Below are 12352 nucleotides of genomic sequence, written 5' to 3' on the forward strand. Positions count from 1 at the left end.
AAAGTGACGAAATTACCGACGACAAAAAACCTGCTTCGTGAAGCCGAGCCAGTATTCAACAGATTTAATAAACATAGGGTCATCAATGTTACGGATAAAATAGATAAGAAGAATAGATAGAATGGCGTGGTCAGTGCGTCGCGTGAAGACAACACGCGACGCTACTGGCAGTTAAGCCAGTTTAAACTGTGCCATTTCGTGGTTCAGGTCGGAAACTTGTTCACGCACCTGCTGTGAAGTCTGATTTGAGCGTTGGCTGATTGCCGCCACATCTTCCACCGCATGCGTTACGCCATGCATCAGGCTGGTGATCGCTTGAGTAGCCTGGGTTTGCTGCTCTGCCGCGCTGGCAAGTTGCAACATTTGATCGTTCAACATCGCGATTTGTTCCGTGGTGGACTCCAGTTTTACCACCGCCTCTTCGATGTGCTCCGCGCCCAGCTCCGCAATCTGCTGACCTTGCTGGATCTCTTTCACCACCGATGCCGTTGAGGACTGAATCGCCTGCACAATCTGGTTAATCTCGGTGGTCGACTGCGTAGTGCGGGTGGCCAGCAAACGCACTTCATCCGCCACCACCGCAAACCCGCGGCCGTAATCGCCGGCGCGCGCTGCTTCAATCGCTGCGTTCAACGCCAACAAGTTGGTTTGCTCTGCCAAGCCTTCAATCACTTCAGTCACTTTACCAATCGCCGCACTCTCTGCACTGAGTTGGCTCACCAACACGTTGGCTTTCTCAATCGTCTCATGCAGCGTCTGCATAGTCTCTTTGTTGAGTTCCAGTGACGCTTTGCCCTGCGCGATTTCGCGCTGCGATTCCGACAGGGTCTCAACCGAACGCTGCGCCTGATCCAACGTGTGCGTGGTGGATTGCGCGACGTCAGACAATTCAGCATCCATCTCCGTGATGTGTTGTTGCTGTTTTTTCACCTGAGTCAGCGTCTGTTGATTGGAGTTGAGCAACGCGTTCATGCTCTCACTCACCTGATTGGCTTTGTCCGTCACACCGCGCACAATGCCCGCCAGAGAAGCGTTCATGCGGTTGATGGATTCGGTCAGCGCTGACAGCTCATCGTTACCCTGCACAGCTAACGGTTGCTGCGACACATCGCCAGCGGCAATCCGTTGCGCGCGCTGTGAAATCTCCGACACACGGCGACCAATGCTGCGTCCCATGTAATTGGATATCGCCAGTGCCGCAACAATAACCAGCACCAGCGCGACTACCAGAAACGTCAGCACCTGATGAATCGATGCTTCAATACCCTGCCCGCTGCGATCGGCTTTTTGTTGCTGCGCGGCCACCACATTTTCCAGACTCGCTTCCAGCGCGCTCGCCGCAGGTAGCAATTGCTTTGCCATTTCCTGGTTGGCAAAGTTCCAGTCTGGCGACTGACGCAGCGCGATGGTTTGATCCGCCAGAGGGAAATAGAGTTGTTGCATCTCTTTAAACAGATCCCACAACGAGCGATCGCTGTCATCCAGCAATTCGAGTTTGTCTTCGATCTCGCTGACCGACTGGTTGTGCGCTTTGATGAACTCCTGATATTTGCTCAAGTATTCCGGTTTGCCGTACAGCAAGAAGTCGCGCATCGCCGATAGAGCGTTGGCCAAAGAGTTATAGCTGTCGGCGTAAACCTTAAACAGGCGCTTACGTTCATCGCCCTCTTTCTTGGACGCTTCGTCGTTGATCAGGCCCTGAATCTGGTCCAGGGCCACCTCGGCAATCGGCGCGGCTTCGTTAGTAAACAGGTTGTGTGCCGGCAGATTTTCCGGGCTGTGCGCCAGTTCCACGATCTTATTGACTGAGTTTTTTACCTCACCCCACTGTTGAACCACCGTTTGATAATCCTGCTCGGCGATCAGAGTTTCCAGCACCGGTAAGCTTTCGTCGGTTTGCGCGATGATGCTATTCAACTGCTGCTTGAGGGTTTCACCAGCAGCTTCGTCACTGCCCAGCAACATGTAGGCGCGCACGCTGGACAGCGTTGCCTGAATCGACTGCTGAATACCGCGGCTGGTATCGACGGTGGGTAAATCAGAATTAAGAAGGGATTGCGTATGACGCTCTAATACCGACACACTGCGATAGGTCATCGCGGCAGACGCGACAAACAAAAGGGCCAACAACAAAAAACTCAGCTGCAACTTCCCTGAAATCGTTAGCTTCATCCATAAGCTCCTGTACAACGTTAGGCGGTCACTATAACGTTAATTTTCTGTTACGCAAACCGGGGAATATGAGATACCGTAAACGCGTAACTGACTGATATAAAATCCCATGCACATTAATATTGTTAACGAAACACGGGCAGCGAGCCGGCCTGTTTGACCTGACGCATTGCCAGGTGAGTGTGAATGTCTTTCACGTTGTCCAACTGCTGCACTTTACGAATAAAGCTCTCATAGCCGACCAGATCCGGGCTGACCACTTCCAGCAGATAATCGTACGCCCCCGACACCACGTGCGCGCTGATCACTTCATCCATCTCCACCAACGCCGATTCGAACTCGTCAATCGAACTGGCTTGATGGTTGTTGAGGCTCACTTCGACAAACACCGTCATGCCGATGCCAATCGCTTTGCGATTCAGTTTGGCCTGATAGCCGTCAATCACGCCTTCATCTTCGAGTCGCTTAAGCCGCCGCGCGCAAGGGGAAGCTGAAAGCCCCACCAACTCCGCAAGCTCGGCAGTAGAGAGCCTGCCCTGTTTCTGAATCAGAGCCAGCAAATGGCGGTCAATTCTGTCCATTTTCATTTTTGGTTATTTCCAGCGTTATTTTTCAGTTCATTGATGAAATCCATCAATATTTCTATCTACATAAACTAAATTCGCCGAATATCAGCGTCAAGTAACCGTGATAATAAATCTCTTCGCCGGATTTGTGCATCGCACACGGCACCACTGCTTATCAAGGATGACATATGTTCTCAGGATATCTGGCCATGCTGGCCACGCTGCTGCTCTGGTCTGGCTTTTTCTTATCACTGCGCGAAGGGGCCATCAGCGCGCTGACGCCTGCCGATATCGCGCTGACGCGGTTTTTGATCCCCGCTATCGTGCTGCTGCCGTTCGTCATGAAAGCCAAAGCAAAAATCGCTGTGGTGCCCAAGCGTTACCTGCTCGGTATGTTTATCGGTTGCGGCCTGCCCTATCTGCTCCTGACTGGCAGCGCGATGCATTTTGTGCCGGTTTCCGATGGCAGCACATTGGTTCCCGGCACACTACCACTCTTTGTCTCCGGCATTGCCGTTTGGCTGTTTAATCAGCCGTTAAGCCAGCATCGTATCTTTGGTTTGGTGTTGGTATTGGGCGGGATTGGCGTGTTTCTCTCCACCAGCGCAATGGATTATCAGAGTGACAAACTGTTTGGCCATCTGCTGTTTCTGCTCGGCAGTATGATGTGGGCGGTGTTTACCATCTGCGCCCGAGTCGCGAACCTCCATTCGCTGGCAGCGGCCGGATTCATTTCGCTGCTATCCGTAGTGCTGCTGCTCGCGCTGATTGCGACAGGCGTATTACCCAGTTATCTGGCACAAACGCCCGTCGCACAATGGCCATGGCAGACGCTATTTGGTCACAGTTTAATTCAGGGTGTCGGGGCGGGCGTCATTGCCGCATTTACTTATCTGCACGCCGTAACCACACTGGGCGCGGAACGCTCGGCGGCATTTGGTTCAGCAACCCCGGCCATTGCAACCTTACTGGCAATTCCGGTATTTGGTGAGATTCCCACCAGCATGACCTGGCTGGGATTGGGATTGGTCAGTTGCGGCAGCTTAATTGCCAGCAACGTGTTTATGAAGTACGACGCCTCGCTGGCGTACCAGCCACCGCAACACGGCAAAGGATAACTTAGCGAATCACTTCCACGATGAGTGGCACAATAACGCACAGGCCAAACAGAGTGTTGGCCTTGTCGCTGTAGCGTAACTGGATCAGAAATGGCGAGGCGACAAACAGCGTCACTAACACGGGAACCGCGCTAATCACACCGAACAGATACAGCGCCACCAACAGGACGGACAAAGCGACTGTCCAGCGCACCGGCACCAGCAGCTTTTTTCCTAATCCAAACATAAATACCAAGGCAGCAAGCAAAGGTAACATCAAAACACCTTTATGATATTAATTCTCATTTAGATTTATAATAGTCATGCCCGTTAGCAAAAGCAATAGGCAGAGCAACAAAGATATCCGGCTTGCGGTTGGGCAACTCCGCGACTTCAGGTATATTTCGCGTTTACTCAATAAAGAAGTCAGCTGTTATGAAAACCCCCTGTATCGCCGCCTGTAAAAACAACGCCGGAGTTTGTTCTGGTTGCCATCGCACCATGGATGAAATTATTCAGTGGCGTCATTTGTCCGACCACGAGCGGGACACCATCATGCAGCGCTTATCCGGCCAGCAAACCACGCACCACTGCCCATCTTGTGGTGAGCCGGCACATTGCGATATCAGCGCAGGCAAAAGCACCTGCTGGTGTTTTGAGTTGGAAAAACGCGACCTTTCAGCCCTGCCAGAAAGCTCAGTGTGTTTGTGTCGCCGATGCTTAGCAAAACAGCCGCTTGAATAATAATTTCACATTACTTTTTCTAATTCAAAACATAGATTTTTATCTTGCGTAAGATCACACTTTTCGATTGATAAAGCGCTCCACCCTCACTAATATCTCGCGCCGAGAACACCGCATTCCTTCCCGTTCTCATTAGTCATATTTTTGTAATTTATCTTTCTCGCGTTATTAATGTTGTTGGGTGGAGAAAAAGATGTCTGCAACATTTCCGTTAGCCAAACTGACGTTCCTGATCGCCATTCTGACCGCTGTCGGCCAGATGACTCAGACCATGTATGTGCCTTCTATCGGTCATATGGCCGATGATTTTCTGGTGTCTGCCGCATCGCTGCAGGCAGTGATGGCGTGCTATCTGATCCCTTATGGTGTCTCGCAGTTTGTCTACGGGCCACTGTCTGATCGCCTGGGCCGCAAGCCAATCATTATCGCGGGATTAGTTATCTATATCCTTGGCTCTCTGGTTGCTTTGTTTGCACAAGAGTTTTCCTGGTTCCTGGCGGGTAGCTTTATTCAGGGTCTGGGCATCGGTTGTGGCGGTGCGATGTGTCGTACTCTGACCCGAGATTGCTTTACTGGCGCAGAGCTGCATCGTGCAAACAGCCTGATCAGCATGTGTTTGATCTTCTCACCACTGATTGCCCCGGTGCTGGGCGGCTACCTGACGGAGTTCTTTGGCTGGCGTTCAAGTTATCTGTTCTTATCGCTGTTTGCGATTGCCGTGGTCATTACCATGATGACCAGCATGGTCGAGACCTTGCCAAAAGAGATCCGTAAAAAAGAATCGGTGCTGCGCAGCTACAGTTTCGTAATGTCGGATCACCGTTTTCAGGGTTACCTGATCTGTTTGGTGGCAACCTTTGCTGGCGTTGCAGTGTTTGAAGGTGCCGCGGGTGTGCTGTTAGGCGGCGTACTTGAGTTGCCGGCGACCACCGTCAGCTTGCTGTTCGTCACCCCGATCCCGGGTTATTTGGCTGGTGCCTGGCTATCAAGCGTGATTGCTCAGCGCTACAGTGAAAAACGTGCGCTGCGCGTGGGGCTGTTCGCGATTATGCTGGGGTCGATGATTGTTCTGATCCCAGGTCTGCTTGACCAAACCACAGCGCCAACCTTGATCGGCGGAGCGACCGTTTATTTTCTGGGTGCAGGCATTCTGTTTCCGGCTGCGACCACTGGCGCGTTGGCGCCGCTGCCTTACCATGCCGGTACTGGCGGCGCGATTCTGGGCGGGATGCAAAATCTGGGAGCTGGCTTGGCAACGTTGCTGGCCTCCGTATTCCCGGCCTCAAACCAACTGCCATTGGGCATTATTATGTTGGTGATGTCGCTACTGGCTCTGCTTGGATTGCGCCGCGTTTACAAACGCCACGATCCATCCAAACACATGCCATTGGCCGTGTAATCAGACGAAAAAAAAGGGAGGCTCAGCCTCCCTTTTTTTTCCTGTTACGGCTTATTTCGCGGTCAGTGCCACGCCTTCAAACTTCACGCCATCCCAACCAAAACGGATGAAATTGCGAATATTCTGGTGATCGTCGTTCTCCGGATGTTGCAATACATCCTGACGGTAAAAATCACCAAAACAGGCCAGTGTGGCTTCCGGGCAGAGCTGATTCAGCTGGGCGAACGCAAAAATCTTGCATGAACCATTATTCTGGTTCGCTTCGTTGCGGGTTTCGCCGTTATCAAACGCCGTCGGTGTGAAATCGTAATGCGCATCGATGGTGGCAATCACCTCTGCAAATACGACGTTTTCAGGTTGCTCAGTCAGTTGAGTCAATAGCGCGCTCAGTTCCATGTGTGTCCATTCCCGTTGATTTCGAAAGCACGCAGTCTAAAGAAAAAATTCCCCGATGAAAACCTATGCACAACTTGAAACACTTTATGCATCCAACAAGGTATGAAAAATGCTAGTAATTAATGAGAAAGTTAATGCACATATCACCTGTGTTACAGCAGTAATTTGTCCGGCATCAAACCCGATGCAAATAGGGATACAATTTTATTGCTTTAATACGTACGTTATGTTTTTTAATCCTTGTCTACACTAATGTTTTACCGATTAAACCTATAAATTGAATGAGTCGTCAGAGGGCTTTATGAAAAAACTATTGCGGCATTTTCCTTTGTACAGGGTGGTCACGCTGATTGCCGGGCTGCCTATCGCCATTGCGTTAATACTTGCTACGTTCAACGTCCTCGACCTCAGACAGCGAGTCGAAACCGCCGAACACGATCAGGAAACGGTAAAACTAATCCTGCTGTACGATAACCTCGCCCACAACTTAGCCCTCGAACGCGGCCTGACTGCCGGTGTGCTGGGTTCCAAAGGCCAAGGGCCTCAGGTTGAACAGCTGAGAAAACAGCGCAGCGAAACCGATACGCACGTCAAAGCGCTGCAGAGTTTTTCTCCGGTGACCGTCAATCCCGTATTGGCCAATAAACTGAAAGCGGATGTGCAAAACCAACTCGCTCAGTTGGATGATGTACGCCGTCAGGTCGACTCGTTAACGCCAACGGTTTCTCCTTTTGCCTACTACTCCAATCTGAACCAACTGGCGATCGATGACTCACAGATTCTGCTCTCGACCATTGATGATGCGAATGTCGCCGAATTGGGCAGCTCTCTCATTTCTGTGGTGATCATGAAAGAGCGTGCAGGTCAGGTACGTGGTGCCCTAAATGGTGCGTTTGCCCGAAAATCGTCCACACCGGCGCAGTACACCGCCGTGAATGGTTATATCGAATCGGGTAACTACGCAGAACGTATGGCCGCGATGACCATGCCAAAAGCGCTGAGCGACAAACTCAGCGAATTCAAAAACAGCGAAACCTGGAAAAACGTCGATAAGGTTCAGCAATCTTACCTGTCACAAAGTCAATCTCTGGATGCGTTAGAAGGTCCGGCTCCGGCTGAGTGGTTCGCGGCGGCAACCGAACGTATCAAATTGATTAACCAACTGCGCAACGGCATTCAACAACAGATGACCACCATGTCGGCCGAGCAGGCGACTCAGGCTATCTGGAATCAGAACGTGATTTTAATTGCCAGCCTGATTGTGGCGGTCTTGTTGGTTTGGAGCCTGCTGACCAGCGTCATCACGCTACGCGAACGCGCGGGCAAACTGAATAAAACGCTGCATTCAATGGCATCGAAGCGCGATCTGAGTGTGTCGATTGCATCCGAAGGACGTGATGAGATTTCGCAGATTTCACAAAGCGTCAACGGCCTGACCAGCAACATTCGCAGCCTGCTGTCTGATGTGACGCAAACCAACGATCATAGCGCCGAACGCCTGAAGAAGATTGTCATGGGCGCACAAGACCTCGGTAAAAGCAGCGGTGCAACGACCGCAAAATGTGAAAACATTGCCGCGGCGATGACCGAGTTGTCGCAATCTAGTGTCGAAATCGCTCAGTCTTCAGAGCGTGCGCTGGAAGAGACACACCAAATGACTCAGCGCGTCGTCGAGTGCCAGGGTCAGAGCCAGTCCTCCTTTAAAGCGGTTGAGGCGCTGGTGGAGCAAATCGAACAAACGCAAACCTGCATGAGCGAGCTGGAAAAAGACGCCATGAGCGTGAGTAAGATCGTCGATACCATCAACGGCATTTCAGAACAAACCAACCTGCTGGCCCTGAACGCCGCGATTGAAGCGGCGCGTGCCGGTGAACACGGGCGCGGTTTTGCGGTGGTGTCATCAGAAGTGCGTGATTTGGCGCAGCGCAGTAAAGAAGCCACTGAGCACATCAGTCAATTGCTAAGCAACATCACCAACAACACTGCGACAGCAGTGAACAACATGGAAAAAAGTCGTGATGCGACCCATGAAACTTTTGAGTCCGTCTCAACGGTGACAAACAGTGTTGCCGCTCTGGAAAGCGTGATCGAAGAAGTTAACGCTCACATCACCAGCATCGCTAACGCCACGATCGAGCAATCAAAAGCCAGCGAAGCCGTCGATAAAGACGTCGATATTCTGGCTGAAATTGCCCAACAAACCGGTGAACTGGCGCAGCAGATGAATAACATCGTCAGCAGCTATCACGGCGAAGTCGACCGCGTGAAGCAGCAACTCGGCGCGTTCAAACTGAATTAATCAATGCGGCAACCAATAAAAAAGGTCATCACTGTGATGACCTTTTTTATTACTGTTCATAGAGGTTCAGAACGGCACTTCAATCTGCATAAACCAGTCTGCTTGATACACTTCGTGCCAGCGATAATCCAAACGAACGCGCGGCTCGCCCGCTTTCTTCTGGCCAAAACCCAGGCTCAGTTTCAAACCATGACTCATTAGCCACTCTTCGGTGCTCATCTGGTTTTCGCGTGCGGCCAAATCGGTCGGCATCCACACCCCCAGCCCCAAATAACTGTTTTCCAGTTGTTGAGTGAGAAACGGGTTCGTGTCATTACTATCTGCGGCAATCCAGCCATTCCAATAGTTGACATCATGGGCGCCGGATTCGGTTTCGACATCGAAGTTCAACAAGTGCTCTGAGGTGTATTCCCAGCCATCGCGCAGAGAAATACACACACCAGCATTGTCTAGTTGAGCGGTTTCGTAGGATTCATCGGTAGGGAGTGTTGCGGGCGTATAGAGATCGCATGCAGACGCTAAGGTCGGCAAAGAGAAAAGTGTCATCAGCAAAACGCACTTTTTCATGAATACGACTCCAGCCCAAAACGGGCAAACAATTAATAAACATCCAGTTTTCGCAGCAAATGTTCTACCGAAGGTGTGGTCATTGAAGACACATCCCCTTTCTCAGCCAGTCGCTGACGGATATCCGTACTGCGCACTTTGACTTTTTCCGGACAGGCCATCACTGACCAGCGCTGCAAAATCTCTTTGGATTTAAAAAACTTACCGAAGTTGAAAAGATTATCAGGTCCGACCACGAAAGTAATGTCAGCGTTTGGAAAAATTTCCTGTAAACGCTCTAAAACGGCGTAAGTGGTAACACTTTCACCCGGATTGATTAAATCTTGTTCTACAGTACAACGTTCTAGCTTATTTGAAGCCAAATCGCTAATAAAAGCATCAATAAGCTGGCATCGGATCTCATAATTTAGCATTTCCTTACCCCAGGCATGCGAAATGCTGGGTACGAGTAAAATGCGATCAAAATGTTCCAGTGAGTCGATTACGCTCTTGTGCCCCAACGTTGGTGGGTTAAAAGCGCTGCCAAAAACAGCAATTTTTTCCATCTTTTTCCCGATTAAGAGTGAAAACGGCATTCACGGTTTTCTAATTGAATGTTTGCGGTATGATACTACTAAATGTTTATTGCTTGCAGGAAAAGGAACTCTAATGGAACAAATTATCCGCGAAGAGATGCGAGTGCTACCAAGCATCGATCCAGAATTCGAAATTGAACGCCGTGTTGGCTTTATCAAACGCAAACTGACTGAATCTGGCTGTAAAGCGCTGGTACTGGGTATCAGTGGCGGTATTGATTCCACTACGTGTGGTCGTTTGGCGCAGCTGGCAGTCGACGCACTGAACCAAGAACACGCCACCGACCAATACAAATTCGTCGCCGTTCGCCTGCCATACGGCGAGCAGAAAGACGAAGACGAAGCGCAACTGGCGCTTTCTTTCATTCAGCCAACATACTCGGTATCGGTGAACATCAAAGCGGGGGTTGATGGTCTGCATGCGGCATCACACGATGCATTGGCTGGCACTGGCCTTATCCCAAGTGAAGAAGCCAAAGTCGACTTCGTGAAAGGCAACGTGAAAGCGCGTGCGCGCATGGTGGCGCAATACGAAATCGCAGGCTACGTGGGTGGTTTGGTTCTGGGTACTGACCACTCGGCAGAAAACATTACTGGCTTCTACACCAAATTTGGTGACGGCGCGTGTGATATGGCGCCTCTGTTTGGCCTGAGTAAACGTCAGGTTCGCCAAGTTGCAGCAGCATTGGGCGCTCCGGATCTGCTGGTACACAAAACACCAACCGCCGATCTGGAAGAACTGGCACCACAAAAGGCGGACGAAGATGCATTGAATCTGACGTACGAACAGATCGACGATTTCCTCGAAGGCAAGCCCGTTGAGCAGTTCGTTATCGACCGTTTGGTGGGCATTTACAAAGCAACCCAGCACAAGCGTCAACCGATTCCAACCATCTACGACTGATCGGATTGCATACTTTTTGGTGCTTTATGCATCAATGCACCTAAGTTATTGTAAAGCCAAGCCTTCTGCGCTTGGCTTTTATTCACACGCCTTACGATGTAGCACAACATTCTCGCTACAAAAACACTCTCAAAACCATTACGTATCAAGGGAATAGCGTGACTGTACTCCCATTACTTTCATTTCATTTTTGATAGCCAGATTTGTGTGAACCAAGCTTCATATTTTTTGTGAATAGCGTCGGAAAATATATTCATCTTTCACTTTATAAGGTTCACAAATATGTTGTACGTGGAATTCCTGTTCCTCTTGCTGATGTTATACATCGGCTCACGTTACGGCGGTATTGGCCTTGGCGTTGTATCGGGCATCGGCCTTACGATCGAAGTCTTTATTTTCAAGATGCCACCGACTTCACCACCAATCACCGTTATGCTCATCATTCTTGCGGTGGTGACCTGTGCTTCGATTCTTGAAGCGGCCGGCGGTTTGAAATACATGCTGCAAGTGGCTGAACGCCTGCTGCGTAAAAACCCTAAACGTGTCACCATCATTGCGCCACTGGTGACTTACTGTATGACTTTCCTGCTGGGTACCGGTCACGCGGTTTACTCCATCATGCCAATCATCGGTGACGTTGCGTTGAAAAACGGCATTCGTCCGGAACGTCCGATGGCGGCGGCTTCTGTGGCATCGCAAATCGCCATTACCGCGTCTCCGATTTCTGCCGCGGTGGTGTACTACTTGGCGGAACTGTCCAACATCAACCACAACATCACACTGCTGTCGATTCTGATGGTGTCTGTGCCAGCCACGCTGTTCGGTACCGTGCTGATGTCACTTTACAGCCTGCGTCGCGGTAAAGAGCTGGAAGACGACAAAGAGTACCAAGCGCGCCTGCAAGATCCTGTGCTACGTGAAAAAATCTTCAGCACCACCGCAACGTCTTTAAATGAGCATCTGCCAGCTTCTGCGAAAAACTCAGTTCTGCTGTTCATTCTGTCGATCATCGTGATTGTACTGGTGGCGATGTTCCCTGAAGTGCGTCAAATCGGCGATGCCAAACCGATTAACATGGCAACCGTCATTCAGATGATGATGCTGTGTTTCGGCGGTATTATTCTGCTGGTCACCAAAGTGAATCCGAAAACGGTACCGGAAGGCGTGGTGTTCAAATCGGGTATGGTGGCGGCGATTGCGATCTTCGGTATCGCATGGATGTCAGACACTTACTTCCAATACGCGATGCCGCAGTTCCGCTCTGGCATCATCGACATGGTAAACGCCTACCCTTGGACGTTTGCGCTGGCGCTGTTCATCGTATCGGTAGTGGTGAACTCGCAAGCGGTGGTGGCGAAAATGATGCTGCCTGTGGGCTTGGCGCTGGGCTTAGAACCTGCCCTGCTGATTGGTCTGATGCCTGCGTTGTACGGTTACTTCTTCATTCCTAACTACCCGTCTGATATCGCAACCGTAAACTTCGATATCACTGGCACCACCAAGATCGGTAAGTGGTATTTCAACCACTCCTTTATGGCCCCCGGCCTGGTTGGTGTGATTGGTGGCTGTTGTATGGGCTACGTCCTCGGTCAAATCGTGATTGGTTGATCACCCAAGCGAATGAAAAAAGCGG

Annotated in this window: 12 protein-coding genes; 6 read left to right on the forward strand and 6 right to left on the reverse strand. The window is 50.7% G+C overall.

Annotated features, from left to right (window positions below):
- Positions 1 to 171 precede the first annotated feature (171 nt).
- Together LGV68_RS13270 and LGV68_RS13275 are read right to left on the reverse strand one after the other, a co-directional pair.
- Entirely contained in the window at positions 172 to 2172 is a 2001-nt protein-coding gene (locus tag LGV68_RS13270; RefSeq protein WP_020431620.1) for a methyl-accepting chemotaxis protein, read from the reverse strand.
- Positions 2173 to 2297: 125 nt separating this feature from the next.
- Positions 2298 to 2753 (reverse strand): Lrp/AsnC family transcriptional regulator, encoded by a 456-nt coding sequence (locus LGV68_RS13275; RefSeq protein WP_024375260.1) that lies wholly within the window; start codon positions 2751 to 2753, stop codon positions 2298 to 2300.
- A gap of 173 nt (positions 2754 to 2926) precedes the next feature.
- Here LGV68_RS13275 and LGV68_RS13280 point away from each other — a divergent pair, with 173 nt between their 5' ends.
- Positions 2927 to 3856, forward strand: a complete 930-nt coding sequence (locus LGV68_RS13280) for a DMT family transporter (protein WP_020431618.1) — start codon at positions 2927 to 2929, stop codon at positions 3854 to 3856.
- 1 nt (position 3857) lies between these two features.
- Here the strand turns inward: LGV68_RS13280 and LGV68_RS13285 are convergent, their stop codons facing one another.
- Positions 3858 to 4112, reverse strand: a complete 255-nt coding sequence (locus LGV68_RS13285; protein ID WP_020431617.1) for a hypothetical protein — start codon at positions 4110 to 4112, stop codon at positions 3858 to 3860.
- Positions 4113 to 4270: 158 nt separating this feature from the next.
- Here LGV68_RS13285 and LGV68_RS13290 point away from each other — a divergent pair, with 158 nt between their 5' ends.
- Both LGV68_RS13290 and emrD read left to right on the forward strand, forming a co-directional pair.
- The gene (locus LGV68_RS13290) at positions 4271 to 4579 is read left to right on the forward strand and encodes a cysteine-rich CWC family protein (protein ID WP_020431616.1); all 309 of its coding nucleotides are present in this window, start codon (positions 4271 to 4273) and stop codon (positions 4577 to 4579) included.
- Positions 4580 to 4772: 193 nt separating this feature from the next.
- Entirely contained in the window at positions 4773 to 5978 is a 1206-nt protein-coding gene (gene emrD, locus LGV68_RS13295; protein ID WP_020431615.1) for a multidrug efflux MFS transporter EmrD, read from the forward strand.
- A 51-nt stretch (positions 5979 to 6029) separates the two neighbouring features.
- Here emrD and LGV68_RS13300 read toward each other — a convergent pair whose 3' ends face one another.
- Positions 6030 to 6374, reverse strand: coding sequence for a HopJ type III effector protein (locus LGV68_RS13300; protein WP_202639912.1), 345 nt, complete (start codon positions 6372 to 6374; stop codon positions 6030 to 6032).
- Between the two features lie 301 nt (positions 6375 to 6675).
- Between LGV68_RS13300 and LGV68_RS13305 the strand changes: the two genes are divergently transcribed.
- A complete protein-coding gene (locus LGV68_RS13305) occupies positions 6676 to 8673 on the forward strand; it encodes a methyl-accepting chemotaxis protein (protein WP_252535407.1) in 1998 nt (665 codons plus the stop codon).
- Positions 8674 to 8739: 66 nt separating this feature from the next.
- On the opposite strand, the gene LGV68_RS13310 is transcribed toward LGV68_RS13305, so the two are convergent.
- Complete coding sequence (locus LGV68_RS13310) at positions 8740 to 9240, reverse strand: hypothetical protein (protein ID WP_075989691.1); 501 nt, start codon at positions 9238 to 9240, stop codon at positions 8740 to 8742.
- Between the two features lie 32 nt (positions 9241 to 9272).
- Complete coding sequence (locus tag LGV68_RS13315) at positions 9273 to 9785, reverse strand: nicotinate-nicotinamide nucleotide adenylyltransferase (RefSeq protein ID WP_020328186.1); 513 nt, start codon at positions 9783 to 9785, stop codon at positions 9273 to 9275.
- Positions 9786 to 9888: 103 nt separating this feature from the next.
- Here LGV68_RS13315 and nadE point away from each other — a divergent pair, with 103 nt between their 5' ends.
- On the forward strand, positions 9889 to 10719 hold the full coding sequence (gene nadE, locus LGV68_RS13320; protein ID WP_020328185.1) for an ammonia-dependent NAD(+) synthetase: 831 nt from the start codon (positions 9889 to 9891) through the stop codon (positions 10717 to 10719).
- Between the two features lie 282 nt (positions 10720 to 11001).
- Entirely contained in the window at positions 11002 to 12327 is a 1326-nt protein-coding gene (locus LGV68_RS13325; RefSeq protein ID WP_020328184.1) for an anaerobic C4-dicarboxylate transporter, read from the forward strand.
- Positions 12328 to 12352 lie beyond the last annotated feature (25 nt).

It is taken from the genome of Vibrio sp. LQ2 (assembly GCF_023920125.1).
Taxonomy (GTDB): Bacteria; Pseudomonadota; Gammaproteobacteria; order Enterobacterales; family Vibrionaceae; genus Vibrio; species Vibrio fluvialis.

Bases quoted from the DNA above. Each gene is read 5' to 3' on its own strand.
- LGV68_RS13285 (WP_020431617.1), bottom strand. From the start codon at position 4,112: ATGTTACCTTTGCTTGCTGCCTTGGTATTTATGTTTGGATTAGGAAAA.
- emrD (WP_020431615.1), top strand. From the start codon at position 4,773: ATGTCTGCAACATTTCCGTTAGCCAAACTGACGTTCCTGATCGCCATT.
- LGV68_RS13310 (WP_075989691.1), bottom strand. From the start codon at position 9,240: ATGAAAAAGTGCGTTTTGCTGATGACACTTTTCTCTTTGCCGACCTTA.
- LGV68_RS13275 (WP_024375260.1), bottom strand. From the start codon at position 2,753: ATGGACAGAATTGACCGCCATTTGCTGGCTCTGATTCAGAAACAGGGC.
- LGV68_RS13305 (WP_252535407.1), top strand. From the start codon at position 6,676: ATGAAAAAACTATTGCGGCATTTTCCTTTGTACAGGGTGGTCACGCTG.
- LGV68_RS13300 (WP_202639912.1), bottom strand. From the start codon at position 6,374: ATGGAACTGAGCGCGCTATTGACTCAACTGACTGAGCAACCTGAAAAC.
- LGV68_RS13290 (WP_020431616.1), top strand. From the start codon at position 4,271: ATGAAAACCCCCTGTATCGCCGCCTGTAAAAACAACGCCGGAGTTTGT.
- LGV68_RS13315 (WP_020328186.1), bottom strand. From the start codon at position 9,785: ATGGAAAAAATTGCTGTTTTTGGCAGCGCTTTTAACCCACCAACGTTG.
- LGV68_RS13280 (WP_020431618.1), top strand. From the start codon at position 2,927: ATGTTCTCAGGATATCTGGCCATGCTGGCCACGCTGCTGCTCTGGTCT.
- LGV68_RS13270 (WP_020431620.1), bottom strand. From the start codon at position 2,172: ATGAAGCTAACGATTTCAGGGAAGTTGCAGCTGAGTTTTTTGTTGTTG.
- nadE (WP_020328185.1), top strand. From the start codon at position 9,889: ATGGAACAAATTATCCGCGAAGAGATGCGAGTGCTACCAAGCATCGAT.
- LGV68_RS13325 (WP_020328184.1), top strand. From the start codon at position 11,002: ATGTTGTACGTGGAATTCCTGTTCCTCTTGCTGATGTTATACATCGGC.